The sequence below is a fragment of the Synechococcus sp. BIOS-U3-1 genome, assembly GCF_014279975.1.
Taxonomy (GTDB): Bacteria; Cyanobacteriota; Cyanobacteriia; order PCC-6307; family Cyanobiaceae; genus Synechococcus_C.
The window spans coordinates 1,479,668-1,506,665 of the sequence record NZ_CP047936.1 but is presented as its reverse complement, the minus strand read 5'-3'; the positions used below and the strand labels follow the sequence as shown (position 1 = coordinate 1,506,665).

Here is a 26,998-nt window from a genome sequence, read left to right as displayed (position 1 = left end):
TGCGTCAGGCCACCGTTTCCAGCCGTTCAGCAGCCTGTTCCCGTTCCCACAAACTCCGATAGAGACCCTGTTCTTTGATCAGGTCAGCGTGGTGCCCCTGTTGCACCAATCGTCCTTGGTCCAGCACCAAGATCCTGTCGCATGCCGCTGCAGCAGAAAGTTGATGGCTGATCATCACAATCGTGCGCTGTGTCTGACGTCGCACCGAAGCGAGAATCTCGGCAGCGGTGTTGTTGTCAACGCTCGCCAATGCATCGTCCAGGACCAGAACAGGAGCCTTCAAGAGCAATGCCCTGCCTAGTGCGGTTCGCTGTCTCTGGCCTCCACTGAGAGTGATTCCTCGTTCTCCGACAAGCGTGTTCATCCCATCGGGAAATCCGCGTACATCTCCCAGCAAGCGGGCCTGATCGGCTGCTGCTTCAACCCGTCCGCTGTCTGCTTCGGGTTCGCCATAGCGCAGGTTGTCCGCCAAACTGCTCGTAAAGAGATATCCCTCTTGAGGAACGAGTGCGATCTGTTCGCGCAGGTCGTTCAAGCGCAGGTTGGTGAGGTCGTGCCCGTCGAGGAACAATTGATTAGCCGGCACTTCCACCATGCGGCCCAAAGCGCGAGCCAATGTGGTCTTGCCACAGCCCACTGGACCGACAACGGCCACCAGCTCGCCTGAGTGAATCTGGAAACTCAGCCCGTTCAGGGTGTCGCAATCGGATCCGTCGTAACGGATGTGTAGGTTGCGAGCCTCCAGCTCTCCGCGTACTGGTAGTTCCAGTGACTCCGGTTGAATCGGATCACTGATCAGGGGTTTTCGTGACAGCAGTTCTTCGACGCGTTCCAGGCTGACCTGTCCGGTTTGGAATGTATTAAGCGTGAAGCCAAGCAGAGCGGTGGGGAACACCAGTCGTTCCACATAAAGGATCAACGCGACAAGGCCACCGATCGACAGGGTGCCCTGCTGGAGTTGACCGCTCCCAAGAGCGAGCAGCAACAACAGGGAGATGGACGAGATGCCTTCCAGTAAGGGGAAGAGGGTGCTGCGCGTGCGTGCTAGCTGAATGGCGGTATCGCGGTATCCGCGGTTGCGGGAACTGAAGGCATTCAGCTCCTGTTCTTCCTGGCTGTAGATCTTGATGGCTGCGATACCTGACAGGTCTTCCTGAATCAGTTCACTGAGACCTGCCAGCGCTTCCTGCTGGCGCCGTTGTTCCCGCATCATTCGCCCTCCAAACAAGCGAACGGCGCCGAGCATCACCGGGTAAAGGGAGATCGCGGCAACTGTGAGACCGGGATCAATCGCCAGCATGGCCGGCAGGGTGAAGGCGTAAGCCAGAACGGTATTCGTCAAGCTCAGTACGGCAAAACCAAGTAGCCGTCGAACGTTTTCGACATCGCTTGTCGCACGGCTGATCACTTCACCGCTGCCCGTTTGCTGAACCCATCCGGGCTCCTGCTGCAGCATCTGATCAAACAGCTTCTGTCGAAGCTCAACCTCCACCTGGCGCCCGACTCCGAAGACCAGCTGGCGTGAAATGAGCCTTACCACTCCCATGCTCGTGGCGAGCAGCACGATCCAGCCCGCCTGTTGGAGCACATCGGAGAAGGCAAAACCCTCTTGAAGGTCATCGATCACCCGTCGAACCTCGAGGGGGATGGTGACGCTCAGGATGTTCACGACGACCAGAGCGATCGCACCCATCAGCACCGTGCGTCGATGGGGCTTCAGGTAGCGGCGGATCAGATCGAGGCGGAAAGCGGCCATCGCGGACCCTGAACAAAGAACAAACTAGGCATTGAGCGGATGCTCAGGAGAGCGCAACGCTCTGGGGCGGGTTGAGATTGGCGTCGAACTGGCCATCGCATCCTTTTTAAGGGATAGTGTTGATGTCCCCATCACCCGGCCCGGAGTGCATCTGCACCCGGGCTTTTTTCTGTCCGTCGATCCCTAAGGCTCCAGGCCTCTTCTCCCATGGTCTCTCAATCCGTTTCCTGGCCTCAGACACTGGAGCTTCTGCTCAACGGTGGAGTGCTCGACCCTGACCGGGCAGCGGCACTGATGAGGGCCTGGCTCTCCGAGGAGCTCACGCCTGTGCAGACAGGGGCTTTTCTTGCTGCGATCAGGGCGCGCGGCGTCAACGGCGGTGAGCTTGGTGCTATGGCAGCGGTGTTAAGGGGTGCCTGTCCTCTGCCAGGGGCACGCCCCGAATTGTTGATGGTGGATACCTGTGGCACGGGGGGTGACGGTGCGGACACCTTCAACATCTCCACCGCTGTGGCTTTTACAGCCGCAGCCTGCGGTGCCCATGTGGCCAAGCACGGCAATCGAAGCGCTAGCGGCAAAGTGGGATCAGCGGATGTGCTCGAAGGCCTTGGTCTGCATCTGCAGGCTCCTGCAGGTCAGGTGGTGGATGCTCTCCCTAAAGCCGGAGTGACCTTCTTGTTTGCACCCGCATGGCATCCGGCTCTGGTGAATTTGGCTCCACTCCGTCGCAGTTTGGGTGTACGCACCGTGTTCAACCTGTTGGGACCTCTCGTGAACCCACTGCGTCCTGATGGTCAGGTGTTGGGCGTGGCCACAGAAGACTTGCTTGATCCAATGGCGGAGGCACTTCAGAGCCTTCGCCAAGAGCGAGCCGTTGTGGTTCACGGTGCCGGTGGCCTGGATGAAGCGTCACTGGCCGGACCCAATGCGTTGCGCATTCTTGAAAATGGAGTGTTGCGTTCAGAATCAATCTCCCCTGGAGATCTCGGCCTTCAGGAGGCACCTCTCTCAGCTCTACGTGGCGGCGATCTTGAGTGCAATCAGGCGATTTTGAGTGATCTCCTCCAGGGTCGCGGCACCCAAGCTCAGGCTGAGGTTGTTGCCTTGAATTGCGCTCTGGTGCTTTGGGTAGCCGGTGTGGAAATGGATTTGAAGTCTGGAGCGCAGCGAGCTCTTTCGGCTCTGAACGATGGCCTTGCCTGGGAGCGTCTCGAGCAGTTGCGCTTGGGGCTGACCCCCGCCGAGGGAGGATGAGGGCTCCAGCGTTGTTGAGGGGATTCATCTGCTGATGACTGCTTCATCCAGTGAGTCGGCATGGCTGGTGCTGGCCGATGGCACTGCTTTCTCCGGATTGCCCTGTGGCGCCGACGGCAGCGTGGTCGGTGAGGTTGTTTTCAACACCGGCATGACCGGGTACCAAGAGGTCATGACCGACCCCAGCTATTCCGGACAGCTGGTCACCTTCACTTACCCGGAACTGGGAAACACCGGGGTCAATCCTGATGATCAGGAGGCAGACAAGCCGCATGTTCAAGGTCTGATCGCGCGGCAGTTGTCACCGGTGGCCAGCAACTGGCGGTCCCGTCAAAGTCTCCAGGACTGGTTGGAGGCTCATGGAGTTGTCGGAATCCACGGCATCGACACTCGCGCTTTGGTTCGCCACCTGCGTGAAACAGGCGCCATGAATGGAGTGATCAGCTCCGATGGACGCTCGCCGGCGGAGCTGCTCGAGGTGGTGCGTTCAGCGCCTTCGATGGAAGGCTTGAATCTCGCCAACAGGGTTTCGACAACTACTCCCTACGCCTGGAGCGTTCCCTGTGCAGTTGATTTCGACCGACGCTTGCAGGTCGGCAGGCCGGATACTCCTTACCGAGTCGTCGCGATCGATTTCGGAATCAAGCGCGCCATCCTCGATCGATTAGTCAGTCATGGTTGTGATGTGACGGTTATGCCGGCATCAACTGACCTGCAGAGCGTGCTGGCTTGCAAGCCTGAGGGGGTGTTTCTGTCCAACGGACCGGGTGACCCGGCCGCCGTTGGTGACGGTATCGCTTTGTCCAAAGGTCTAATTCAGCAGCGGGATCTCCCTTTGTTCGGTATTTGCCTTGGCCATCAGATTCTCGGTCTGGCCATGGGAGGCAACACCTTCAAACTCGGTTATGGACACCGTGGTCTCAACCATCCCTGTGGCACCAGCGGCCAGGTGGAGATCACGAGTCAGAACCATGGTTTTGCCCTGGATGCGGCGAGTCTCCCCGCCGACTGCATTGAGGTGACGCACCTCAATCTCAACGACCGCACCGTGGCAGCGATGGCCCATCGGCAGCAGCCGATCTTTGGTGTGCAATATCACCCTGAGGCGAGTCCCGGCCCCCACGATGCCGATCACCATTTCGCCCGTTTCGTTTCGCTGATGTCAGATCGACGTTGATGCGTGGTCTGTCTCGAAGAGCATCACTACACTTCGCACGACGACGACGCAACATGGGGGGTCTGGTCCCATCACTGAACTGCAGCGACTGACGGTTTCGCTCCGTGGAGGATTTGAGCAGAAGGATGGCTGCCTGGTGTTTCACTTCACCGGTCAGTTAGATGCCTACTCCGAAAAGCAGTTCATCACTTACGTGATGGATGTTTTGAAGGCCAATGCCTTTCCTGCTGTCTTTGATCTGAGCAAAATCGACTTTCTCGATTCCTCTGGTCTCGGCGCCTTGGTGCAGCTGGCCAAACAATGCAAAGACGCCAAGCGCAGTTTCGTGGTGGTTGGCAATGCACGTGTCACCCAGACCGTGAAATTGGTCCGTCTTGAATCGTTCCTCCATCTGGTGGACGATTTGGAGACGGCTTACACCCAGCTGGCTGCTTGAGCGACTGGATCCGGCTTCAACAGTCTCTTCCGGCAGGTTCTACGGATCTCGGTCCTCTGCAGCTGGCATGGCTCGGGGATGCCGTCTGGGAGCTCCATCAACGTTTGCGGCACTGCCGGCAGGCCGGCCGATCCAAGGATCTGCACCGTGCTGTGGTTGCCGAAGTTCGTGCTGATGCCCAGGCGATTGCCCTCAAGCGGCTTGAACCCTGGCTCAGCGAGGAGGAGAAAGACCTTGTGCGTCGTGGCCGTAATCGTGCTGGCCGCGGCCCACGGGGTGCCGACCCTGCGGCTTATGGAAAGGCCACAGGGTTTGAGACAATGGTTGGCTGGCTCTTTTTGCAAAATCCGACGCGGCTTGCCCAGCTTCTGGATCGACTTGAGGAGACCGAAACCGCCCTGTCATAACCATCGATTTCATGAGCTCCCGTTTTGATCGCCGCCCCGCCCGTCCCTCCCGTGGTGGTGATTCCTCAGGCGGACGACCGTCTCGTGGTGGACCTCGTGGTCGTCGCCCAAGAGTGGATGGCAGCCCGACAGGATCCCGGCGACGAGAGGGAGACGACAGTCGAGCTGACACGCCATGGCGTGGATCACATGATGGAGAGTTCCGAGGACGCGGACCGTCCCGGAATGGTGCATTCCGTGGGGGGGCAAGAGATGCATCAAGACCACCAGGCCGTGGCGATCGTCGTGATGGGGACCGGCGCTTTGAACAACGCCGTCCGGATGACCGCCGTCCGGATGACCGCCGTTTTGAAGGCCGTCGCTTTGAGGATCGCCGTGATGGTGAACGTCGTGAAGGCAACAGGCGTTTTGAAGGCAGGCGCCCCGAAGAGCGACGTTCTGACGATCGGCGTTTTGAGAATCGGCGTTTTGAGGATCGCCGCGATGGCGACCAGCGCTTTAAGGGGCGTCGCGCCGATGACAGGAGTTTTTCAGACCGTCGTGCAGGAGGCCGTCGCTTTAGTGATGGCGAGTCCCGTAACTTTCGCCCCGGTCGTTCCGAACGCAATGACCGTCAGGTTCCAGATCAGCCCCGCGGCGAAGCCACTCCCCATGGGTCTGATTCGGTTGCTGATGATCTGCTCTGGGGCCGGCATGCAACCCAGGCCGCACTGGAGGCAGGTCGTCCGATCCATCGCATCTGGTGCACCAGTGAGATGCGCAGTGCTCCCAAATTCATGCAGCTTCTCCGGGATGCCAAGGCCTCCGGAGTCTTGGTGGAGGAGGTCACCTGGGCGCGTCTAGCTCAGATGACCGGTGGTGCAGTTCATCAGGGAATCGCTTTGCAGACCGCTGCAGCAGACACCCTGAGCCTTCCAGATCTGATTCATGGCTGCAGTGAGCTTAATGAACCTCCGCTGCTGTTGGCTCTGGATGGCCTCACTGATCCCCATAATCTTGGAGCGATCGTACGTTCCGCTGAGGCCCTAGGAGCTCACGGAGTGGTTTTGCCTCAGCGTCGTAGTGCAGGTCTTACGGGATCCGTGGCCAAAGTTGCAGCGGGTGCCCTGGAACATCTGCCTGTGGCGCGGGTTGTCAACCTCAACCGCTCTCTGGAAACCCTCAAGGATGCTGGCTATCGCGTGGTTGGTCTTGCCGAGGAAGGTGGTCAGACCCTTGAAGAAGTCGATTTAGAAGGTCCGCTGGTGGTGGTCACAGGTTCCGAGGACCAGGGCCTTTCCATGCTGACCCGTCGTCATTGCGATCAGTTGATTCGCATCCCGCTGCGTGGTGTCACGCCAAGCCTGAACGCTTCCGTCGCCACCGCTCTCTGCCTGTATGAGGTGGCTCGTCGAGGCTGGATGAAGGGACTTCAGGGACAGAACCCCTCTCCCCGCATCGTGCGGCCCCAGCTCTCCGCACCGCCATCGGTGTTGGCCACTCAGGATGAGATGTCGCAAAACGAGGAACTCAACGATTCCTCCTCAGATCTATTGCCATTAGATGCTGCTGGGACACAGCCGTCCGTCCAGCCTGACGCCACTCACTCGTTGCTCGAGGATCCAGGGATTGATCTGCAACTCGAACGTCTTCCGCAGACCACAGCACCAGCCTTCGATGGCAGCATCGATCTTTAAAAACGTGCAATCTCAGCAAGTCGATAATTTGAATGTTTTCACCAGCGTTAAAAGTGGCACAATGGCGGGACTTCATCGCTCCGCCATGGGCCCTCTGAACCGACCGATGCGCTCACTTGCCAACGGTTTAGGCATGGCTTGGTGGGCCAGGGTTCAGACCCATGGCCCAGACGTCACCTACTGGTTCGGTCCTTTCGTGCGCCGCTCCACCCTGGAGCGGGAGCTACCGGCTTTTCTGAGTGATGTGTCCTCGGAATCGCCCGCTTCACTCGATCATTCATTGGTGCGCTGTCGTCGTTCCGAACCGTTCACGATCGAATCCCAGGGCTGAGTTGGCCCGATGCGAACGCATCTGACTGATAGCGTCTCAGCTGCACGCAAATCCTGACCATGGCGATCGCCGAGTGGCGTCAGCAACTGGCAACCGGGGAAGTGTCCGCTAGGGAACTCACCGACCATCACCTGGCCAGGATCGATGCGGTCGACCCCAGCGTGCATGCCTTTCTTGAAGTCACGGTGGATCGTGCTCGTGCCGATGCCGATCGCATTGATGAGGCTCGTCGTGCCGGCGAGGATTTGCCGCCACTGGCTGGGATCCCCCTGGGCATTAAAGACAATCTCTGCACCAGGGGCGTGCGCACCACCTGCTCCAGTCGCATGCTCGAGCAGTTTGTTCCTCCCTATGAATCCACGGTGACCGGTCGGCTCTGGGCCTCCGGAGCGGTTCTTCTGGGTAAGACCAACCTGGACGAATTCGCCATGGGTGGCTCCACCGAAACGTCCGCGTTTGGTGCCACCGCCAATCCCTGGAATCCTGAGCATGTGCCCGGTGGCAGCTCCGGCGGCAGTGCAGCGGCTGTTGCCGCCGGCGAGTGTCTGGCCTCCATCGGTTCCGACACCGGTGGTTCGATTCGTCAGCCCGCATCCTTCTGCGGGGTCGTTGGTCTCAAGCCCACCTACGGGAGAGTGAGTCGCTATGGCCTGGTGGCTTTCGCCAGCTCCCTGGATCAGGTGGGACCGTTCACCTCATCGGTGGCGGATGCCGCCGAACTGTTGCAGGTCATGGCAGGAGCTGATCCTCGCGATTCGACCTGTCTGAATGTTCCCGTTCCTGACTACACCGCTGGCCTTGCCGCTCCGATCAAGGGTTTGCGGGTCGGTCTGGTCACCGAGTGCTTTGACCAGGACGGATTGGACCCGCAGGTGAAGGCGTCGGTGCTGGCGGCAGCAGATCAGCTCAAGGCTCTTGGCGCCGAACTGGTGGATGTGAGCTGCCCCCGCTTCAACGATGGCATCGCCACCTATTACGTGATCGCGCCTTCGGAGGCATCCGCCAATCTTGCGCGCTACGACGGCGTGAAGTACGGCTATCGGGCCGATGATTCAACATCTCTGGCTGCCATGACTGCCAGAAGTCGTGCGGAGGGGTTCGGCAGTGAAGTGCAACGTCGGATTCTGATCGGCACTTATGCCCTTTCAGCCGGTTATGTCGATGCTTACTACAAGAAAGCGCAGCAGGTGAGAACGCTGATCCGGCGTGACTTTGACAAGGCCTTCCAGTCGGTTGACGTGCTGTTGACGCCCACGGCTCCCAGTACTGCCTTCAGGAACGGTGCCCATGCGGATGATCCACTCGCCATGTACTTGTCGGATTTGCTGACCATTCCCGCCAATCTCGCTGGCCTTCCGGCCATCAGTGTCCCCTGCGGCTTCGATTCGGGCGGTATGCCGATCGGTGTTCAGCTCATCGCCAATGTGCTGGAAGAGCCCCGTCTGCTGCAGGTGGCCCATCAGTACGAGCAGGTGGCGGAGGTGATGAAGTCCAGGCCTGAAGCGGGTCTGGTCCCCGCTTGACAGCATGCATTCAGCCTGGGTGGCACCGCATCTGGTGTTGTCACGGTTGCTCATGCACTGCATCTTGCGCATGCGCCTAGGCTGGGTGCATGGCATTCGTCCCTCTTCACAACCACAGCGACTACAGCTTGCTGGACGGTGCTTCCCAGCTTCCTCAGATGGTGGAACGCGCCAAGGAGCTGGGGATGCCGGCTCTGGCTCTCACCGATCACGGGGTGATGTACGGCGCTGTCGAGCTGCTCAAGCTCTGCAAGGACAGTGGTGTGAAGCCGATCATCGGCAATGAGATGTATGTCATCAATGGTTCGATTGATGATCCGCAACCCAAGAATGAACGTCGATATCACCTGGTGGTGCTTGCCAAAAATGCCGTCGGATATCGCAACCTGGTCAAGCTCACCAGCATTAGCCACCTGCGTGGGATGCGGGGCCGAGGAATTTTTTCACGTGCCTGCGTCGACAAGCATCTGCTTGCTCAGTATTCCGAGGGTTTGATCGTTGCGACAGCCTGTCTGGGCGGTGAGGTTCCCCAGGCCATCATGCGTGAACGACCCGATGTGGCCCGTGATGTGGCCCGCTGGTACCAGAGCATTTTCGGTGACGACTTCTACCTGGAGATTCAGGACCACGGATCTCCGGAAGATCGCATCGTCAATGTGGAGATCGTCAAGATTGCCTGTGAGCTGGGCATCAAGGTTGTTGCCACCAACGACGCTCACTACCTCACTCGCAATGATGTGGAGGCCCATGACGCCCTGTTGTGCGTGCTTACGGGCAAGCTGATCAGCGACGAAAAGCGGCTTCGCTACACCGGCACCGAATATCTCAAATCGGAAGAGGAGATGGGCCATCTCTTCGCCGACCACCTCGAGCCAGAGGTGGTGCAGGAAGCGATTGCCAACACCGTTGCTGTTGCAGAAAAAGTCGAGGACTACGACATCCTGGGCCGTTATCAGATGCCCCGCTTCCCTATTCCTGATGGCCATACCCCTGTCACCTATTTGCGAGAGATCACCGAGCAGGGTCTGCGTGACCGTCTCGGTCTGACAGGTGCCGACACCATCGAGGAGGTGTATGCCGAGCGGATGGTCCACGAACTCAAGATCATGGAACAGATGGGTTTTCCCACCTATTTCCTGGTTGTCTGGGATTACATCCGTTTCGCCCGCGAACAGAGCATCCCGGTGGGCCCGGGTCGTGGTTCGGCGGCAGGCTCGCTGGTGGCCTATGCCCTCGGTATCACCAACATCGATCCCGTCAGCAATGGCCTGTTGTTCGAACGTTTTCTCAACCCGGAACGCAAGTCGATGCCTGATATCGACACCGATTTCTGCATTGAACGCCGCGGTGAGGTGATCGATTACGTCACGCGACGCTATGGCGACGAAAAGGTGGCGCAAATCATCACGTTCAACCGCATGACCTCAAAGGCTGTGTTGAAGGATGTGGCTCGCGTACTGGATATTCCCTACGGCGATGCCGACCGACTGGCCAAGCTGATCCCTGTGGTTAGGGGCAAGCCCGCCAAGCTCAAAGCCATGATCGGCGATCAGTCGCCGAATCCCGACTTCAAGGATCGCTACGAGAAAGATCCCATCGTGAAGCGCTGGGTCGATATGGCCATGCGCATTGAAGGAACCAACAAAACGTTCGGCGTCCATGCCGCGGGAGTGGTGATTGCCGCTGATCCCCTCGACGAACTGGTTCCTCTTCAGCGCAACAACGACGGTCAGGTGATCACCCAGTACTTCATGGAAGACGTGGAGTCGATGGGCCTACTGAAGATGGACTTCCTTGGCCTCAAAAACCTCACAATGATCGACAAGACCCTCGAACTTGTCGAGCAGATCAGTGGCACTCGGATCGATCCCGACCAGCTGCCTCCTGAAGATGAGGGAACGTTCGATCTGCTGGCCCGAGGTGACCTCGAGGGCATCTTCCAACTCGAGTCCACGGGGATGCGTCAGATCGTGCGAGATCTGAAACCCTCATCTCTGGAGGACATCTCTTCAATCCTGGCTCTCTATCGACCAGGTCCCCTCGATGCTGGCTTGATTCCCAAGTTCATCAACCGCAAGCACGGCCGTGAAGCGATCGACTTCGCCCACAGCACGTTGGAGCCGATTCTGAGTGAGACCTACGGAATCATGGTGTACCAGGAGCAGATCATGCGGATCGCGCAGGACCTGGCTGGTTACTCCCTCGGAGAAGCAGATCTGCTGCGTCGGGCCATGGGCAAGAAAAAAGTTTCGGAGATGCAGAAGCATCGCGGCATCTTCGTGAAGGGAGCCACGGAACGCGGCGTTGACACCAAAGTGGCCGACGAGTTGTTTGACCAGATGGTGTTGTTTGCCGAGTACTGCTTCAACAAGAGCCATTCCACGGCCTATGGAGCGGTGACGTACCAAACCGCTTATCTCAAGGCGCACTATCCAGTGGCCTACATGGCAGCACTGCTGACGGTGAATGCCGGAGCCAGCGACAAGGTTCAGCGGTACATCTCCAACTGCAACGCCATGGGCATCGAAGTGATGCCACCGGATGTGAACGCCTCCGGAACTGATTTCACTCCTAGAGACAGCCGCATTCTCTTCGGACTTTCGGCGGTGCGTAACCTCGGCGATGGTGCCATTCGGGCCTTGATCCGCTCCAGACAAACCGATGGTGTGTTCCAGTCACTCGCTGACATCTGTGACCGGCTTCCCTCCAGTGTGCTCAACCGGCGCAGCTTGGAATCGCTGATTCACTGCGGAGCACTTGATGCGCTGGAGCCACAGGCCAATCGCGCGCAATTGATTGCCGATCTTGATCTTCTCCTGGATTGGGCCGGATCCCGGGCGAGGGATCGTGCCAGCGGTCAGGGCAATCTGTTTGATCTGATGGCGGCCCCTGCCGAGGATGAAACCGATGGCAGCACGGACCTGAGCCTTGCTCCAAAGGCGGCTCCTGTGAAGGACTATCACCCCAGCGAAAAACTGAAGCTTGAAAAAGACTTGGTTGGGTTTTACCTCTCTGATCATCCGCTCAAGCAGCTCAGTGCACCCGCCCGTCTTTTGGCGCCAATCGGACTGGCCAGCCTGGAAGAGCAGGCCGACAAGTCGAAGGTCAGTGCCATCGCCATGGTGAGTGAGATGCGTCAGGTCACCACCCGTAAAGGCGACCGTATGGCGATTCTTCAGCTTGAGGACCTCACCGGTTCCTGTGAGGCAGTGGTGTTCCCGAAAAGCTATGCAAGGCTCTGCGATCACCTCATGGCCGAGGCCAGGCTGCTGGTCTGGGCTGCCGTGGATCGACGCGATGAGCGGGTGCAGTTAATCGTGGATGACTGCCGCGCGATTGATGACCTTCGTCTGCTCTTGGTGGAGTTAGATCCCGATCAGGCCTCTGATGTGGCGGTTCAGCACAAACTGAGGGAGTGCCTTCAGGCCTATCGTCCTGACCAGGATGAGTTAGGCGTTCGCGTGCCTGTGGTGGCAGCCGTTCGCAGAGGCCACGAAGTGCGTTATGTGCGCCTTGGCCCCCAGTTCTGCGTCAAGGATGTGGCCGCGGCACAGCAACATCTGCAGAACAGTGCTTTCACTGTGAGCTGCAGTGACCCATTGATGAAATGACGGAGAACAGATTCAGGCCTGCTTCTGGGCTTTGATTGAGCTTCGCAGACGTTGCAGGTTGGGCTTCAGGTGCTCCAGCCCCAGCAGAGTTCCAGGCTGCGGTTCCCAGCTTGCAGAAAGAACCCCGTAGCTCAGACCGACAAGACCTAACAAAAAGAAGAATCCAGATCCCAGCAGGGTGATGCTTGGCGGAAGATCGAGTATGCCCCGACTCACTACGAGGTAACTGATGACAAAAACCGCCATTCCCATTAGGGATGGAACCCCTGTGGCAATGGCGACGCGTCGGGCCATGCGGTTAGCAACTTCTCGTGGAATTGCTTGATTCCGAGTGGTCTCTGGAGCTGAACGACGCGGTTCAAAGGGAAGAGGATCGCGCTTTTCAGCCATGACTCATGCAGATTTCTGGATGCGGTTCAGCCGCGGATCCCCAGTTTGGCGATGAGACTTGTGTAACGCTGCTCGCTCTTCCCTCTGACATAGCTGAGCAGCCGCTTACGGCGACCAATCATCTTCAACAGCCCCTGACGCGAGGAGTAGTCATGGATGTTCTGTTGCAGGTGGCTGCTGAGCTTCGAGATGCGCTCGCTCAGCATGGCCACCTGAACCTCAGCCGACCCTGTATCGGTGGCATGGGTCTGGTGGCTGTTGATCAGCTGCTGCTTTTCGGTGGTATCGAGCGACATGCGCGGCGTCTGGCCCTGACAGAGCAAAGAACCAACTTACCTTCCCGTGGTCCCATTAAGCCGATTCGCTGAGCCAACGCAAACTGGCGCGCAGCCATCCTTCACTGTCGTTGTCTCCAGGGACTTCGGAACTGCTGGCGACAGCACGCATGGCCCGTCGGATCTCGAGGTCCTCATAGCCAAGAGTCTCAAGGGTGAGTTGTAGCTCTCGCAGCGAATCGGGCTGAATTGGCAGCGCTTTGACGTCGCTGCGATCAACGATGGATAGTGACGATTCATCTGAATCGGGTGCCCAGGAGCCAAGGCGATCTCGAAGTTCCACTGCGATCCGTTCAGCAGTGCGCTTGCCGACCCCCTGGGCCTGCGTCAGGCGCTTCAGATCCCCTTCAACGATTGCCATGACTAGTTCCGGAGCTGCGCAGCAATCGAGCAGCGAGAGAGCCATCTGGGGGCCTACGCCATTGACTGCGATCAGGGTTCGAAACAGATCGCGGTCCCGTTGCTGGGGAAACCCATAGAGCGTCGAACCGTCATCTCGCTGAACCTGATGAATCCAGAGAGTGCAGCTGTCTTCGATTTGAGACTCTTGATCGCGTCGGGTCAGTTGAACCTCATACCCCACTCCTGAACAGGCGATGACCACGCCCCTGCGGCCTCCTTGCTCCCAGGTCTGGATCCGTTCACCCCGAAGCCAGCCGATCATGAAATGCCCCTGTTTTCTGAACGCTGACCTCCTTCAATAATGCCTGCAAAAGCTGAATTCAGAGCCTCGCAGGGTGATGAATGCCAGATCGACGCTTGGCATCCTGGTTGAGGAGAGATGGTGAGCCCACGCTTCTCGACGGGGTGAGTACAGCCACTGGGTAAGACCTATCTCAATCAGGCATCACGCGGGCTGAGTCTGTTCGCATGGCTCTTGATCGCTCATGCCGTTGATCAATCAATGTCCAGAAGCCTTATGGCTTTAAAAATCCAGTGTGGATTGCACTTTTTAATGGTCAATCGCTTCCGATTCTGTTGCCTGAATGATGTTTGAGGTTGCCGACCGAACCTTTGATGGCGGCTCTCCACACTTCACGTTGATTTGAGGCTGGATTACACCGAATCAGTTGGTTGTGATCTTGTCTGAAATATGCATCTTCCACGGTTCAATCGCTCATGACTGAAGGGAATTGATTTTGCCCCTGAACCATGAAGTGCTCCGCTTTAATGTTTGCGCTGTGATTCAACATGAAATTCTTTGCTTCTCTTGCTGCTCTTGCTCTGATGGTCATCCCTGCGAAATCGGATGCACGGCCAATGGTCGGAGATCTCATGGCTGAAAAGCTGTATTACGCCGAAGGGCGTCAACACCCGGGGCATCCTCTTCATGGTTCACATGAAGGCCTTTGGGCCGGCTCCGAGTAGTAAGCTGGTTGTGATTGGCGAGAGCGTATTGCTAGTCCTCTGAATGGCCTTCTCGAGAAGGCATTGAAGAATTGATTCAATCATTCATTAATTGTTTGATTGAAGCAGTCCTTAAAGAATGCATTGAAAGATCACTGCTAGATTCAGTCTGTGTAGCTTTCGTTACCCGAGTGGTGCTTGACGTGTGAGACTGTAAGAAATTGTTCTCTGAAACATGGCAAAGTTACGGCTTGGCCTATATGGCGCAACTGCATTGGCTGGTATCGCGTGGCCCTGGTATTGCATTTATCAGTTTATTAAAGAAACGGAAGCACTGGGTCTCACGGACCCAATTGAAATCGTTAATTTGTTTTCCCAGGGAGTCTGGGCTAATGCTTCGGCGGGTTTTATTGCCGCTGATCTCACGCTTGTACTGATTGCTTCATTTGTTTTTTATGCAGCTGAAGGCATCCGGTTGAAGATGAAGTTTTGGTACCTCTATATTGCAGTGACGTTCGCGATTTCGTTTGCGTTTTCTTTCGGGTTGTTCATGTTTAACAGGGAGCGCAATCTTGCTGCTACCTCGGCCACCGACTAGTCGTTGCTGGATCACTTAAGCGGGGCTATGTCGTCTTCAGGTTGGAGAGTGTGATTCCAGCATTACAGGCCGTTAGCCTGGAGCGGTTACTCCAGGGTGATCACTCCAGACACTGCAAATGATTGGCATTCAGATTATCGACACTTCAGATTGCAATGCGTCTGATCGTTCACTTCGTTTTGCAGTGATGCAATCTCTATGTCGCATGCGGAGAATGGTTCTGTTCGCCATGCTCGTGTGTTTGATCAGTCTTGGGTTGAGCTCCTGTTCTTTAGGCGATCATCCACCTCGAAGTGTGATTCTCAGCGCTCTTGGTCAGCAAATTCAGCTCACCCAAAGTGCGATCGCCCAGTCCCTGGATCTTGAGGCTTCTGGGGCTCCAGAGGTGACCAGGGTCCGTCTTGAGGAGCAGGAGAGTCTGAGCATTGGTGATCAGAAAGGCGTGCATCTCATCGGACGCTTTGATTGGCGACTTCCTGGAGATGCGGTCAAGGTCGATAGTCCATTCGAGCTGTTCCTTGAACAGGGAGAACGCGGTCAGAGCTGGCGACTGGCCTTACCGAGTGGTTCCGATGACGGCCTTTCGCAGACTTGGATCACTTATCCACTGGCTATTGATCCAGCCTGACGTTGTTTGGCGCTGAGGCTGATCAGCGTGGCGCCCAGCACGCAGAGCGCTCCGACGATGACGGTGCTGGTGATCGGTTCAGCAAAGATCAATACACCCCAGAGGGTTGCGAACACCACCTGTACGTAATTGATCGAGGTTGCGCGCGCTGCGGGGAGAGCCGCCAGGCCTTCTGTGAGCCAAACCTGCCCGATTTGCGTGAGCAGACCCACTCCCAGCAACCACAGCCAATCAGTCCCTGTCGGCAGCACCAAGTTGTTGACCAGTAACGGCAGCGTCGCCGGTACAGAGACGAGAGGGAAATAAAACACGATTACAAGAGGATGCTCCCGCACTGACAGTTGGCGCACACTCACGTAAGCCAGGGCTGTTAACAGGGCTCCGCCGAGTCCGATCAGTGCCGAGAAAGGTGGAAGCCCTGCCATCGATTGTCCTGCCCATTCGGGCTGCACCACAAGCAGGACACCAAACAACCCCAGCAGGATTGCCAGGCTGATGCGCTTGCGGATCGGTTCCCGCAGCAAGGCCCAGGCGCAAACCGTCGTGAGGGTCGGGTAGGTGTACTGAAGAAGGGTGGCTGCGGCAAGAGGCAGGCTGGAAATGGCCTGGAAAAACATCAGCAGCGCTCCAGTGCCGAGCGTTCCTCTCACAAGAAGCAATCCCCTCTGATGCCCCCAGGGGGAGACTCCTAGTCGCGACAGCATGGTGAGCGTGATCGCGAGGCTGATCAGCGATCGAATCAGCACCACCTCGGCCACTGGCAAGCGGCCTCCGAGGTGCTTAACGCACACGGTCATCAGGCTGAAGGCCAGTGCCGCTCCGACCAGACTCACGCAGGCCTTCCATTCCTCTGGGGACTGCGATCCGCGGATGGTTGTCAGCAGGCCTCGCATTCATCGGTCTGCACGCTAAGTCTCGACGATGCCACCGGAGCCGTTTCTGATCGAGCCTTGGCTAGCGCGATTTGGGTGGATTCATTCCACCAGCGAGCCCTGTTCGAGTTTCACGATCCGATCAGCGATGTCGAGAATTTTGTTGTCATGGGTCACCATCACGATGGCTGTCTTGTTTTCATGGGCCAGGGTTCTAAACAGATCCACCACATCGCGCCCGGATTCCTTGTCTAGAGCGGCTGTGGGCTCATCGGCGAGCAGAAGCTGAGGTGACGCAGCAAGAGCTCTGGCGATCGCCACGCGTTGTTTTTGCCCACCCGAGAGTTTTGAAGGAAAGTAATCAACACGCTCCCCGAGGCCCACTTGTCCAAGAATCTCGTTACAGCGATCATTCATGGCCGCCTGGCCGCGCTCGAGCCATTCGGGAACAACCTCTAATCCAAGCCGAACGTTTTGCTGAGAGTTGAGATACGGCATCAAATTGTGTGCCTGAAAAATAAACCCCACTTTGCGACGCAGTTTAGTGAGATTGGCCTTCGATGTTTCCCTCAATTCTTCGTTGAAGATCCGCAAACTGCCATCCTGCGCTGAACGCAGTCCGCCAACCATCGTCAGCAATGTAGTTTTGCCTGACCCAGAAGGTCCTAGAAGAATTGTAATTTCACCGGGTTGAACTGTGAGGTTAATCGACCGCAAAACCTGTTTGCGTTGATCTCCATCTCCGAACCAGTGATTCAAATTCTTGATTTCTACTAGTGGCTTTTGTTCAGTCATGATCAGAACACATCAGCCGGATCCAGTCGTCTTAGTTTTGCTGTGGCGAGCCAACCTGAGCCTGTACAAAGAAGCAGCGTCATGCTGAATACAAGTGCCGCACGACTGAGCGACATCACCACCAGTAAACCGGTGGCTTGCATCAGGACTCTGTAAAGTAGAGCAGAAACAATCAGGCTTGGCAGAAAAGCCAGGCTTGCCAAAATCACAGATTCTTGAATGATGATCGCAACGACGAAACCATCGTCATATCCCATTGCTTTCATCGTGGCGTATTCGCTGATATGTTCACCTACTTCAGAAAAAAGAATCTGGTAGACAACAATTCCTCCAACGCTGAAACCTACAAGAACTCCAAGTCCGAAGATCAATCCGAAGGATGTGTTGCGTTTCCAGTGCTCTACCTCGCGTAGCTGCAGCTCCTCCACGGTGAGAACTTGAAGGGAGGGACCTAGAACCTCGTCGAGTCGACTTTGAACAGCGCTGGCATCCGCACCCGACTGAAGTTGTACCACTCCAATCTGAATTTCATTGGAATCACGGTCTGGGAAAAGACTCTGGAAATTGCTCGTTGAAGTGATCAGATTGATATCAGCAGCGAAGGTGAGGCCAAGTTGAAACAGCCCGTTCACGCTGCTGCGTTGACCATTGAGTTCAGTAGTGAAGGACTGACCTTGCTCGAGGCGTGCAGTCACTGGACCGGCTGATGATTTGGAGGCCTTGTCGAACAGAACGCCACCTTGCAGTTGCAGTGACGAGCGCTGTTCGATCAGTTCCGGAAGGATCAGTGCCGGATTACCGGGGTCAACGCCCATCACCAAAGCCTGTGTTGATTCCTGGGTTTCCGGATTCAACCACTGCAGTTTTCCCAGCCGCAAAGGACTGACTCCACTCACGCCCTGGAACCCAAGGACCTGCAACAACCGTGACCTGGAGAAGCCAGCAGGTTCTCCAAAATTCGTGTATCGACGGGGGATCACAGCTAGAGATCCGTTGAACTGTTGAATCGGGCGTTTCTGGCTGTCGTAGAGACCCCCAGAAAGACCGAGCTGGAAAAACACCAGAACATTGGCGAATCCAACTCCTGCCAGAGCCGCCGCCAGACGCAGGGGACGGTGAGACAACTGAAGCCAGGCGATGGGGGTGCGCTTGATCAGTTTCATGACACCACCTTCAGGGCTGCTGGGGTCTGATGCGGCGTTGTTCGTCCGTCAGTGGGTCGAACAGAACGTTTACTTGGAGGTTGTTGATTCTGCTGGCGATGGCCAGGCTTTCCTTGGGGAGTGCAAGCTTCACTTTCACCACCCGTTGATCAACCTTGTCACCGGCTTCACCGGTGGCCACGCTCTGACTGCTGATCTGTTGAGCAATTTCAGTCACTTTGGCTTTCTGACTTCTGTCGGGGAAGCCATTGGCGGTGATGGTGGCCGTTTGTCCGGGACGGATTTCAGGTAGATCGCTCTGGTAAACCTCAGCAACCACGCCCATCTTGGTGGTGTCACCCAGTAGAAGCAGTCCGTCTTCGCCCACTCGGTTTCCTGGTCGGGCCAGAATTTCAAGAATGGTGCCTTTGGACGGTGCTTTCACTGTCGACTGGTCCAGGTCAGCCCGGGCCTGTTTCACCTGAGCCTGCTTGACACCTACTTCTGCCTTGAGCGTGACCTCATTGGCGATCGCCTCATTGAGTTGGGCCAGGGCTGCGTCCGAATCGGCCTGTAACGCCTCATAGCGTTGAAGGCTGGTCGCACCATCTTGATAGAGCTCCTTGCCACGACGTGCTTCTGCCTGTGCCTGTCGTCGCTCAGCTCGGTAGCGCTCAATCACTGAGATTTGAGCATCCAGTCCCCGCTGTGCTGCTGTCACCTCGGCTTCCGCTTTGTTCAGATTCGCTTTGAGGACGGGCTGAGTCTCGAGAATGGCGAGAGCCTGCCCCTGTTCAACAACCTGCCCCTCTTCCACCAGAACCTGGCGAATGCTGTCGTTGCTCAGTGAATTCGGAAGACTCACCTTGAGGATTCCGTCGAGAGGTTCAATCCGTCCCAGGGCAGACACCTGACGGGGTTGGAGTCTTTCCGTCTCAATCGACTGCTTCTCAGAAGCACTGCATCCGCTCAGGATTGCAGCGGACAATCCCAGTGCGAGAAGTAGTGAGGAGCCCTGGTGCATGGTTCCCAGACCTTTGCAGAGATGGTATTGAGCTCTCTCAGGATTGTCATCTGCAACCCTGATCGCCGTTGGGCGCGGTCTCTCGCAGAATGTTCTGATGGTCAGCCCCCGACTTCACCCACGAACCATCGAGGCCGTTAAAGAACGCGCCGACATCGTGGATGTTGTTGGTGAGCACGTCGTGCTCAAGAAAAAGGGTCGTGAGTTTGTCGGCATCTGCCCGTTTCACGACGACAGCAAGCCGTCCATGACGGTGTCTCCTGCCAAGCAGTTCTACTACTGCTTCTCCTGCGGCGCTGGAGGCAACTCCATCAAATTCCTGATGGAGTTTCAGCGACAGAGCTTCAGTGAGGTTGTCCTTGACCTTGCCAGGCGTTACCAGCTGCCGGTGGAGACCGTCGATGGTCCGCAGCAGGAGAAACTTAAACAGCAGCTGTCTCGCCGCGACAAGTTGCACCGGGCGCTTGCGCTTGCCTCTGGCTGGTTTCGTGCACAGCTCAGGACCGTCGCTGGTGCTGATGCTCTTCGCTATCTGAGTGAGACGCGTGGCCTGAGCGAAACCACCCTCGATCAGTTTGAGCTTGGTTATGCCCCGGAGCAGTGGGATGGCCTTCTCAAGCATCTGCAGCAGGTGGAGGGGCTTGCGCCCGAGCTGCTTGAAGCAGCCGGTCTTGTTGTTCCCCGCAAAGGGGGGAATGGTTTTTATGACCGCTTCCGCCATCGGGTGATTGTTCCCATTCGTGACCGCCAGGGGCGGGTGATTGGGTTCGGTGGTCGAAGCTTGGATGGCACTGAGCCCAAGTACCTCAACTCACCTGAAACAGAGGTGTTCGAGAAGGGCAAGCATCTCTTTGGTCTTGACCGGGCTTCATCAGCAATCCGTAAGGACGACCGTGCTGTGGTGGTGGAGGGTTACTTCGATGTAATCGCCCTGCATGCGTCAGGAGTCACTAATTCGGTGGCCTCTCTGGGCACCGCTCTTAGCAGTCAGCAGATCACCCAGCTGTGTCGGTGCAGTGATGGCAAGCGCATCGTTCTGAATTTCGATGCCGATGGTGCTGGCATCCGTGCTGCCAACCGAGCGATCGGTGAAGTGGAGCAACTAGCGCTTCAGGGACAACTGGAGTTGAGGGTCCTGCACCTTCCATCCGGAAAGGACCCCGATGAATTTCTCAAGGATCACGGTGCCGGTGACTACCGGGCCTTACTGGATCAGGCGCCGCTCTGGCTTGACTGGCAGATCGAACAGGTTCTTGAGGGCAGGGATCTCAGCAAAGCGGATCAGTTCCAGCGTTCGGTGTCTTCGCTTGTAGCGCTGCTGGGCAAGCTTCCACAGTCCGCCATCCGCACCCACTACATCCAGCAGGTGGCCGAGCGCCTCAGCGGTGGGCAGGGGCGTTTGGCCCTGCAACTGGAAGAGGATCTCCGCCAGCAAGTTCAGGGTCAGCGTTGGCATGGACGCTCGGCGCGGCATGAGAAGGCTGGCGAAGCCTCCCAGCGTGAACGTTCTGAAGCGGAGATCCTGCTGCTTTATCTTCATTGCCCATCCCATCGGGCCGGCATCCGTCAAGAACTGAGGAGTCGGGAGCTTGAGGATTTTGCGCTTCAGCATCACCGCTTGCTCTGGTCGAGCATCACCGATCTTGAGGAAGGCAATCTCGGCAGTGTGCGTCTTGAAGCGGTCAGTCGTGGTGAGGATCGCGGCGAGGAACTGGCAGACCTTGATCTACCTCGATTGCTCACGGATCAGCTCCTGCTGGAAAACAGTGATCTGGTGACGCGTCTGACGCCACTGCTCGAGCCGGATGAACTGCAGCGTGTCGCACTGGCTCGGCCCATGGATCAGCTACGCGGAACTGCAGCAATGCTCGAGCGTCAGAAGAGTCACAAACGTTGCCGACATCTGCTGGAAGCCTGGACTGGTCAGCGACTGCAGACCCTGGAGCGTTGCATCGCCGTCTTGATTGAGCAGGAAAAAGATGAGCAGTCAGTTCCGGCTGTTGAGGTGGAAGTCGACATGGAGCAGCGTATCCACGTCATGTTCGAAGACCTCAACGCTGAAGCGCTGCGTTTTCAGAAGCTGTATTACAGCGAACGTCGACACATCCAACATCTTGATCAGCAGCGCTGTGCCGGTTATGCCTCGCAATCCAGCTCCGAACCCAGCTCTGAACCGGCGACTTCCATGAACGGTTGAGTCAGCTGCCCGCGGACCAGCTTTCCCAACAACGCCATCGAGTGCCCTGGCCAACGCTTCTCGTTTAGAAGTTTTTCCAGTTCGCCCGCACGTTGGAGTGTGAGCTGGAAGGCCTGATGATGCTGGCTCGGCTCAAGCGTTGAGACGTAGACATGGGCCCTGGCCTGCGCTTCTGGGACTCCCTCGATCGAGAGCCCCAGACCTCTCCGGAATAGGTCTGCATCAAAGTGGCCAATCGCTGCTGTCATCCCCATGGCATCGGCGACGATTTCGTCAAACAAATTGATTCGCATTTCACCAACCAACCTGCGGCAGGCGATATGGGTGAGCTCATGTTCCAGCCGCCAGGTTTGCGACAGGTCTAGCCAGCGTTCCATTGGCGGCTCACCTGCAATCGTCTCTAGTGGAAGAGAGGCGTAGGGGGCCCGGTGCAAAAGGAGAATCTGGCATCGTGCCTGAACACCCAACTTGCGGATTAAACCCCAGTGGATCAGTCCTGAAACCGCCTGAGCATGCACAGTGGGCTGCATTGGAACTGCCTCACAGCGGTGGGCCAGACAGCGCACTGCCAGCACAAAATCCTCATGGTTTCCAAAGGTCAGCACTGGAACGGCACCGGTCGGATGCTGCGCAATGGTGATCGTTGTTCCTGAAGGCTCAAGCAGAACCGGCGCTCGTTTTAGGTCGGCAGCCTGTGCAGGCTCGCCCCGCATTACTAACCGTTGGTAGGCATCACTACTGTGAACGTCGCTGCCAGGTCGCAGTAATAGCTGCGGCAGGAGCTGACGGAGATCATCCCAGTATCCCGCCGGGTCCCGGTCTACTAACCATTGCTCCCACCACTGTTCCCGTTCATCGGCGGCAACCGGGAGCTCCGGCCAGGCTGCATCTGCATCTTTGAACCTTCGGCAATACTCCTCCAGCGTTTGCATGGATGACCGACTTCGCTGATCCGTGTCTAGCTATGCCGTGCAGCAGGACGCTCCGTTCTGAGAGCTCACCGACCCATCCAGCCGCCATCCACAACCAGAGTCTCTCCATGCACGTAGCGCGAAGCATTACTGGCGAGAAACACCACCGGTCCGCGCAGGTCATCCGGTGATCCCAGGCGACCGGCGGGAATGCGTTCGAGGATCTGTCTGGATCTCACGGGATCCGACTGCAGCACTTCGGTCATCTCTGTCTTCACGTAGCCGGGAGCGATGGCGTTCACCCTGATGCCGCGCCCTGCCCACTCATTGGCCAGGGAGCGGGTGAGGTTGGCGAGGCCTGCTTTGCTGGCGGCATAGCCGGCCACATTCAATCCACCCTGGTCACTGAGCACAGAGGCGGTGGAGATGATGCTTCCCTGGCCTCGCGCCAGCATCAGTGTCCCGATCCTGCGACTGACTCTGAATGCTGCGCTGAGGTTGACCTCCATCACTGTGTCCCAGAGCTCATCGCTGTGCTCTTCTGCCGGTGATCGGCGCACGATGCCGGCGTTGTTCACTAGCACGTCAATGGTCGGATGCTGGCTGATGACCTGTTCCAGCACGAGGTCGACGGCATGGCGGTCGCTGAGGTCGCACTGATAACCAGAAAACCGACGGCCACGCTTGCGAATTGCATCTCCGACCTCACTGCTGTCGGGGTTGAGGGAAGCGCTGATTCCAATAATGTCTGCCCCTGCATCGGCCAGTGCGTCCGCCATTGCAAGGCCGATGCCTCGACGGCACCCCGTGACCAGTGCGACTTGACCATCAATCCTGAACAGCGAATCCTGCATTGTTCTGCGCGTCCCTCAAATCCCATTGTTGAGCTTTTAGGCACTGTGCAGCGGACCTGATCGCAGTCATGATCAAATCGCTCGTTCCCTATGTCCGATGTCTGAATTCTTCGAAGCGTTCTGGCATGGGGAGGGTGTTGGAGATGGAAGTGACTTGGAGGAGGCCTTGCAGGCTTATGTGACCGTCAAACCTGATGACAATGATTGGATTGCGGCCTGTGCAGTGAAGGAGGCAGCTCCCCGGATCGAACGTTTTTCCTCATTCGAGGCTTACCTCGACAACAAGGATCCTTTGGAGGTGATTGAGGTCTCACCGCAGATGATTGTGGTGGCGATCGAACAGCTTCCCCTGTGATGTCACAACCATCTGTAGATTTCGCGTCAAGCGCACCCGCGAACGATCTCTGGCCTGCTTTGGTGGAGCGACTCGGTCTTGAACGCTCGCAGCGCGCAGTCCGACAAGCTTTGGATCTTCAGGCCATGCAAGGCAGTGCTGCAACTCTGCCGGTGTTGTTTTGTGAGACCTGCGGCCTGGCTCTCGCCAGTACTGATTTGCTGCGTGAGCAAACTGGACTGAATGGCCATGGTGATGATTTTGTGTTGTTGTTTTCCTTTAGATCCAATGCAGTGCAATTGGTTTGTCCGAAGTAAGGGTTAGATAAAGCTGGCCATAGAGCCAGCGTGCACTCAATAGGTTGGAAAAAATTGGAAACAAGTTTGAAAAAAAATCTTTCCTTCGACGTGATAAGGCTGCCCCCGCAGGGATGTTCATGTTGTTGTATTTAAAGCTCTGCTGCGCCTCTGATCCGATTCGAAAATAAGGGTCGGTTGCTTGGATCGGATGTTGCTGTCTCTCGAGGTTCTTTTAGAAGGTGCCACCGCCATGAAAGATGAGACCGGAACTCGCATCCACTGCCTGCAGGATCGCGATCACATCCAGCAGAACCTTGCTCGAGGTTGTGCCCGTGGCCTGCAGCTCATCGCACTGCATCAGTTGCACCTGTCTCTCCGCCTCGATGAGATGGCCGTAGAGATGGCCGACGCCTGATCAGCATCATCAGGGAGATGAGATTCCACACTGTCGCGATCGGCTCAGCTGCCCTGCTGTTGGTGCTTTCTCTGGCGCAGCCTGCTGCAGCCCTGGAGACCGTCACTATCCACAGCTGCTATGACGGCGACACCTGTAGGACCACTGATGGTGAACGGATCAGGCTGGCCTGCATCGACACTTCTGAGCTGAGAGGGAAACGGGCTCAGTCGGAACGGGCTAGGGCTGCCCGTGATCACCTGCGGGCCATGGTGGCCGGGAAGCCCCTGGGCCTTCGCCGAATCACCAAAGACCGATATGGCCGGACCGTCGGTGAGCTGTTCGTCGACGGGTTGAATGTTCAGCAGGCCATGGTCGCCAGCCGCCATGCAGCGATCTATTGGACGTACGCCAGCCAATGCTCCTGGATGCGCTAAGTATCTGAATGAGCTGTAATTCCGAATGATGCCGGAGATGCTTCTGCGGATCATTACTATGAATGTCTAGATAAACTAATCAATGCTTGGCAGGTATTTGAGAATGTAAAGCCGAAGGAGACCGGTACCGAGTCAATCCGCCTTGTAGATGTAGCGGGGAACCAATTGGCAGTCATGTCTTTCGACTAGCAAACGAGTAACGAAGTAGCTATAGAAAGACTATGAATTGATCACTCATGGAAAAAGCACTGTTCGTACTGCCAATGACTGCTCTTGCTGTTATCAGCATTTCATCATTCACAGCCACGCCTGCAACGGCATCAACTTATGTAAGACTATCGTCGTGGATTATGAGCCACTCAAAAGAGAAGTGCATTAAATTTGCAACAGAGGTAGCCAATATAACTGGTTTTACAGTTTCCCAAGAAATTGTGGCGAGCAAAGAATATCCCAGTTCTCAGTTTTACTCGTATTCCCCGAATGGTCCTTTTGCATTTGCTGTGAATTGTGATGACAAGACTGGAACTGCGGCATTTGCAGTAAGCGGGATTAATACTGAAAGAACAAACCAACTATTTTCTGAGATCATTCGTACATTCAAGGAAGTCAGTCGCTAGTAAGCAAAAAAGTGTTGTTTGTCGCAATCGATCTCCAGACAAAACAACTTCACACCAATCAAGCCCCCGCCAAGCGCGGGGCTTTTTATTGCCCTGGAGCCTCGGCGTCACCGGCCCCCGCGTGAACTAGCCCAGTCAGACAATGAACTCTGAGCCATTCACCAGAAGCTCACCAGAACTTCGCGGTTTCTACACCAGTGATGTGTAGTTGGGTTCACCAGAAAGGCTGTGATCTTGAAGGAGTCGAGGGGGGCAACACCCCCCAACACAACTCATACACTTATCTCCTTTAAATCAATGACTGCTTTCAACACTGACTACAACAACACTGAACTACTTGATCAAGAGCTGACGATTGAAGAGCTGGAATCTGTAGCTGGTGGCGGTCGCGAACGAGCCGAACTCAGCCGCCGTCTCTTCTTTACCGAAACCGACGATTGGGACGAGCCTGAAGCATTAGCAGAGTGGAAAGAAATGTACACGAAGTACTTAAAGTTGGTTTAAGTGAGCCCAGCTAGCAAAACATCACGCCTCAATCCTGCCAATCAAAAACTGACGGCTATTGTATCTAATCGTAATGTGACAGGAATGACCTGATGGCGGCTTGCGTTGAGTAGATCCCATTCCATGAACAATTAGCTTCACTGGTTATTGCTATCGATCTCCCGACTAAATATTTACTTGCCCCGCTACGAGCGGGGTTTTTAATGGATTTGGTGTCTGCAGTTCTGTCTCTTACTGGGATCTGAGCGGTTCACCAGAAGATCACCAGAACTTCGAGGGGTCTATTCCAGAGCTGTGTAGTGGGGTTCACCAGAAGGGCTGTGATCTTGAAGGAGTCGAGGGGGCAACAACCCCAACACAACCCACACACTTATCCCCATTAGAACAATGACTACTTTCAACACTGACTACAACAATGCTGAACTACTTGATCAAGAGCTGACGATTGATCAGCTTGAACACGTGGCTGGTGGATTTAACACAATGCAAACTATTAGTGGAATTCCAGGTGACCACTTAGCTGCGGTTGGCAGCATGATTTATCACACATTTGCAGGAACAAAAGGTAAAGGGTTCCTGAATTCTTGGGGAAATGATTGCTTTGACTCAAGGGGGTGCTAGGGCATTAAGACGAACCAATAACTGCGATTATAATTTAGAAATAACCCGCAAGAGTAACTATAATCACCCCCAGTTAAAGCCCCTGCATTGACAGGGGCTTTTTGTTTCTTTAACCAACACTATAAACCCTTAAATAAGCCTTTGATACCTGGCACGATTGAGTGCAGTAAGTATTAGCCATAGACGCTGCAGCAGACCTTTGCTATTACTACTGAACAGACCTGCTATCCATGTCAGAAGTACAACTCAAAGCCTTCCTTGAAAAAGTCAAAGCTGACACCACGCTTCAGGAAAAACTAAAGGCAGCAAAGTCATCTGAAGACGTTGTGGGTATCGCTAAAGAAAATGGCTACGAATTTACTGCTGATAAGATTACTGAACTCAGTAAAGCGGAACTAGAAGGCGTGGCTGGAGGAGTTATAGAAACTGGACAATACCTATCTTACCGTCCGCGCTCAAACTGCGACTGCTGTTAGGTAGTTGCTGGTAAAAATCTGGTGTCCATAATTTGTTCCCTCGGCGTCAAAA

The 26,998-nt window shown here is 56.1% G+C and carries 29 protein-coding genes and 1 pseudogene; 20 read left to right on the top strand and 10 right to left on the bottom strand.

What is annotated here, in order from left to right:
- Window positions 1–4: 4 nt before the first annotated feature.
- Window positions 5–1,756 (bottom strand): ABC transporter ATP-binding protein, encoded by a 1,752-nt coding sequence (locus SynBIOSU31_RS07960; protein ID WP_186489009.1) that lies wholly within the window; start codon window positions 1,754–1,756, stop codon window positions 5–7.
- 207 nt (window positions 1,757–1,963) lie between these two features.
- On the opposite strand from SynBIOSU31_RS07960, the gene trpD reads away from it, so the two are divergent.
- The 8 genes from trpD (at window position 1,964) to SynBIOSU31_RS07920 (ending at window position 12,171) form a co-directional block, all read left to right on the top strand.
- Entirely contained in the window at window positions 1,964–3,010 is a 1,047-nt protein-coding gene (gene trpD, locus SynBIOSU31_RS07955; protein ID WP_186489008.1) for an anthranilate phosphoribosyltransferase, read from the top strand.
- Between the two features lie 34 nt (window positions 3,011–3,044).
- On the top strand, window positions 3,045–4,187 hold the full coding sequence (gene carA / locus SynBIOSU31_RS07950) for a glutamine-hydrolyzing carbamoyl-phosphate synthase small subunit (RefSeq protein WP_186489007.1): 1,143 nt from the start codon (window positions 3,045–3,047) through the stop codon (window positions 4,185–4,187).
- A gap of 88 nt (window positions 4,188–4,275) precedes the next feature.
- Complete coding sequence (locus tag SynBIOSU31_RS07945; RefSeq protein ID WP_186492932.1) at window positions 4,276–4,623, top strand: STAS domain-containing protein; 348 nt, start codon at window positions 4,276–4,278, stop codon at window positions 4,621–4,623.
- The gene (locus tag SynBIOSU31_RS07940) at window positions 4,620–5,030 is read left to right on the top strand and encodes a ribonuclease III domain-containing protein (RefSeq protein WP_186489005.1); all 411 of its coding nucleotides are present in this window, start codon (window positions 4,620–4,622) and stop codon (window positions 5,028–5,030) included. The genes SynBIOSU31_RS07945 and SynBIOSU31_RS07940 overlap by 4 nt, the downstream gene beginning before the upstream one ends.
- A gap of 11 nt (window positions 5,031–5,041) precedes the next feature.
- Window positions 5,042–6,706 (top strand): 23S rRNA (guanosine(2251)-2'-O)-methyltransferase RlmB, encoded by a 1,665-nt coding sequence (gene rlmB, locus SynBIOSU31_RS07935; protein WP_186489004.1) that lies wholly within the window; start codon window positions 5,042–5,044, stop codon window positions 6,704–6,706.
- A gap of 85 nt (window positions 6,707–6,791) precedes the next feature.
- Entirely contained in the window at window positions 6,792–7,037 is a 246-nt protein-coding gene (locus SynBIOSU31_RS07930; RefSeq protein ID WP_186489003.1) for a DUF1816 domain-containing protein, read from the top strand.
- A 59-nt stretch (window positions 7,038–7,096) separates the two neighbouring features.
- On the top strand, window positions 7,097–8,560 hold the full coding sequence (gene gatA / locus SynBIOSU31_RS07925) for an Asp-tRNA(Asn)/Glu-tRNA(Gln) amidotransferase subunit GatA (RefSeq protein WP_186489002.1): 1,464 nt from the start codon (window positions 7,097–7,099) through the stop codon (window positions 8,558–8,560).
- 89 nt (window positions 8,561–8,649) lie between these two features.
- Window positions 8,650–12,171 carry a DNA polymerase III subunit alpha gene (locus SynBIOSU31_RS07920; RefSeq protein ID WP_186488994.1) on the top strand — a complete coding sequence of 1,174 codons (3,522 nt, stop codon included), beginning with the start codon at window positions 8,650–8,652 and terminating at the stop codon, window positions 12,169–12,171.
- A gap of 12 nt (window positions 12,172–12,183) precedes the next feature.
- Here the strand turns inward: SynBIOSU31_RS07920 and SynBIOSU31_RS07915 are convergent, their stop codons facing one another.
- The 3 genes from SynBIOSU31_RS07915 to ruvA are packed head-to-tail and all read right to left on the bottom strand — an operon-like array spanning window position 12,184 to window position 13,560.
- Window positions 12,184–12,561, bottom strand: a complete 378-nt coding sequence (locus SynBIOSU31_RS07915) for a PAM68 family protein (RefSeq protein ID WP_186488992.1) — start codon at window positions 12,559–12,561, stop codon at window positions 12,184–12,186.
- Window positions 12,562–12,587: 26 nt separating this feature from the next.
- Window positions 12,588–12,857, bottom strand: coding sequence for a 30S ribosomal protein S15 (gene rpsO / locus SynBIOSU31_RS07910; RefSeq protein ID WP_186488991.1), 270 nt, complete (start codon window positions 12,855–12,857; stop codon window positions 12,588–12,590).
- A gap of 55 nt (window positions 12,858–12,912) precedes the next feature.
- The gene (gene ruvA / locus SynBIOSU31_RS07905) at window positions 12,913–13,560 is read right to left on the bottom strand and encodes a Holliday junction branch migration protein RuvA (protein WP_186488989.1); all 648 of its coding nucleotides are present in this window, start codon (window positions 13,558–13,560) and stop codon (window positions 12,913–12,915) included.
- Between the two features lie 527 nt (window positions 13,561–14,087).
- Between ruvA and SynBIOSU31_RS07900 the strand changes: the two genes are divergently transcribed.
- The 3 genes from SynBIOSU31_RS07900 (at window position 14,088) to SynBIOSU31_RS07890 (ending at window position 15,469) form a co-directional block, all read left to right on the top strand.
- Window positions 14,088–14,264, top strand: coding sequence for a hypothetical protein (locus tag SynBIOSU31_RS07900; RefSeq protein ID WP_186488988.1), 177 nt, complete (start codon window positions 14,088–14,090; stop codon window positions 14,262–14,264).
- Window positions 14,265–14,478: 214 nt separating this feature from the next.
- Window positions 14,479–14,841 carry a DUF2834 domain-containing protein gene (locus tag SynBIOSU31_RS07895; protein ID WP_186488987.1) on the top strand — a complete coding sequence of 121 codons (363 nt, stop codon included), beginning with the start codon at window positions 14,479–14,481 and terminating at the stop codon, window positions 14,839–14,841.
- Between the two features lie 214 nt (window positions 14,842–15,055).
- Window positions 15,056–15,469 (top strand): hypothetical protein, encoded by a 414-nt coding sequence (locus SynBIOSU31_RS07890; RefSeq protein ID WP_370593611.1) that lies wholly within the window; start codon window positions 15,056–15,058, stop codon window positions 15,467–15,469.
- On the opposite strand, the gene SynBIOSU31_RS07885 is transcribed toward SynBIOSU31_RS07890, so the two are convergent.
- The 4 genes from SynBIOSU31_RS07885 to SynBIOSU31_RS07870 all read right to left on the bottom strand — a co-directional run bounded on the left by SynBIOSU31_RS07885 (window position 15,442) and on the right by SynBIOSU31_RS07870 (window position 19,302).
- Window positions 15,442–16,362: a DMT family transporter gene (locus SynBIOSU31_RS07885; protein WP_186488985.1), complete on the bottom strand. Its 921-nt coding sequence runs from the start codon at window positions 16,360–16,362 to the stop codon at window positions 15,442–15,444. The genes SynBIOSU31_RS07890 and SynBIOSU31_RS07885 overlap by 28 nt on opposite strands.
- Window positions 16,363–16,443: 81 nt before the next feature.
- Entirely contained in the window at window positions 16,444–17,136 is a 693-nt protein-coding gene (locus SynBIOSU31_RS07880) for an ATP-binding cassette domain-containing protein (RefSeq protein ID WP_186488984.1), read from the bottom strand.
- Between the two features lie 2 nt (window positions 17,137–17,138).
- Window positions 17,139–18,299, bottom strand: a complete 1,161-nt coding sequence (gene devC, locus SynBIOSU31_RS07875) for an ABC transporter permease DevC (protein WP_186488982.1) — start codon at window positions 18,297–18,299, stop codon at window positions 17,139–17,141.
- 10 nt (window positions 18,300–18,309) lie between these two features.
- Window positions 18,310–19,302 carry an efflux RND transporter periplasmic adaptor subunit gene (locus SynBIOSU31_RS07870; protein ID WP_186488981.1) on the bottom strand — a complete coding sequence of 331 codons (993 nt, stop codon included), beginning with the start codon at window positions 19,300–19,302 and terminating at the stop codon, window positions 18,310–18,312.
- Window positions 19,303–19,399: 97 nt separating this feature from the next.
- On the opposite strand from SynBIOSU31_RS07870, the gene dnaG reads away from it, so the two are divergent.
- Window positions 19,400–21,499, top strand: coding sequence for a DNA primase (gene dnaG / locus SynBIOSU31_RS07865; protein ID WP_186492931.1), 2,100 nt, complete (start codon window positions 19,400–19,402; stop codon window positions 21,497–21,499).
- On the opposite strand, the pseudogene SynBIOSU31_RS07860 reads toward dnaG, so the two are convergent.
- Window positions 21,439–22,434: pseudogene (locus SynBIOSU31_RS07860) on the bottom strand (DUF7005 family protein); the annotation flags it as partial. The gene dnaG and the pseudogene SynBIOSU31_RS07860 overlap by 61 nt on opposite strands.
- 62 nt (window positions 22,435–22,496) lie before the next feature.
- On the bottom strand, window positions 22,497–23,264 hold the full coding sequence (locus SynBIOSU31_RS07855; RefSeq protein ID WP_186488979.1) for an SDR family oxidoreductase: 768 nt from the start codon (window positions 23,262–23,264) through the stop codon (window positions 22,497–22,499).
- A 97-nt stretch (window positions 23,265–23,361) separates the two neighbouring features.
- On the opposite strand from SynBIOSU31_RS07855, the gene SynBIOSU31_RS07850 reads away from it, so the two are divergent.
- From SynBIOSU31_RS07850 to SynBIOSU31_RS07815, 8 genes are all read left to right on the top strand, one after another.
- Window positions 23,362–23,619, top strand: coding sequence for a hypothetical protein (locus SynBIOSU31_RS07850; protein ID WP_186488977.1), 258 nt, complete (start codon window positions 23,362–23,364; stop codon window positions 23,617–23,619).
- The gene (locus tag SynBIOSU31_RS07845; protein WP_186488975.1) at window positions 23,619–23,915 is read left to right on the top strand and encodes a hypothetical protein; all 297 of its coding nucleotides are present in this window, start codon (window positions 23,619–23,621) and stop codon (window positions 23,913–23,915) included. Before SynBIOSU31_RS07850 ends, SynBIOSU31_RS07845 begins: the two co-directional genes overlap by 1 nt.
- A gap of 190 nt (window positions 23,916–24,105) precedes the next feature.
- Window positions 24,106–24,312, top strand: a complete 207-nt coding sequence (locus SynBIOSU31_RS07840; RefSeq protein WP_186488973.1) for a hypothetical protein — start codon at window positions 24,106–24,108, stop codon at window positions 24,310–24,312.
- 17 nt (window positions 24,313–24,329) lie between these two features.
- Window positions 24,330–24,728 carry a thermonuclease family protein gene (locus SynBIOSU31_RS07835; RefSeq protein WP_186488971.1) on the top strand — a complete coding sequence of 133 codons (399 nt, stop codon included), beginning with the start codon at window positions 24,330–24,332 and terminating at the stop codon, window positions 24,726–24,728.
- A 236-nt stretch (window positions 24,729–24,964) separates the two neighbouring features.
- Window positions 24,965–25,345, top strand: a complete 381-nt coding sequence (locus tag SynBIOSU31_RS07830) for a hypothetical protein (RefSeq protein WP_186488969.1) — start codon at window positions 24,965–24,967, stop codon at window positions 25,343–25,345.
- A gap of 297 nt (window positions 25,346–25,642) precedes the next feature.
- A complete protein-coding gene (locus SynBIOSU31_RS07825) occupies window positions 25,643–25,849 on the top strand; it encodes a CCRG-2 family RiPP (RefSeq protein ID WP_186488968.1) in 207 nt (68 codons plus the stop codon).
- Window positions 25,850–26,236: 387 nt separating this feature from the next.
- Window positions 26,237–26,470, top strand: a complete 234-nt coding sequence (locus tag SynBIOSU31_RS07820) for a hypothetical protein (protein ID WP_186488966.1) — start codon at window positions 26,237–26,239, stop codon at window positions 26,468–26,470.
- A gap of 230 nt (window positions 26,471–26,700) precedes the next feature.
- Entirely contained in the window at window positions 26,701–26,946 is a 246-nt protein-coding gene (locus tag SynBIOSU31_RS07815; protein WP_186488964.1) for a Nif11-like leader peptide family natural product precursor, read from the top strand.
- Window positions 26,947–26,998: the final 52 nt, after the last annotated feature.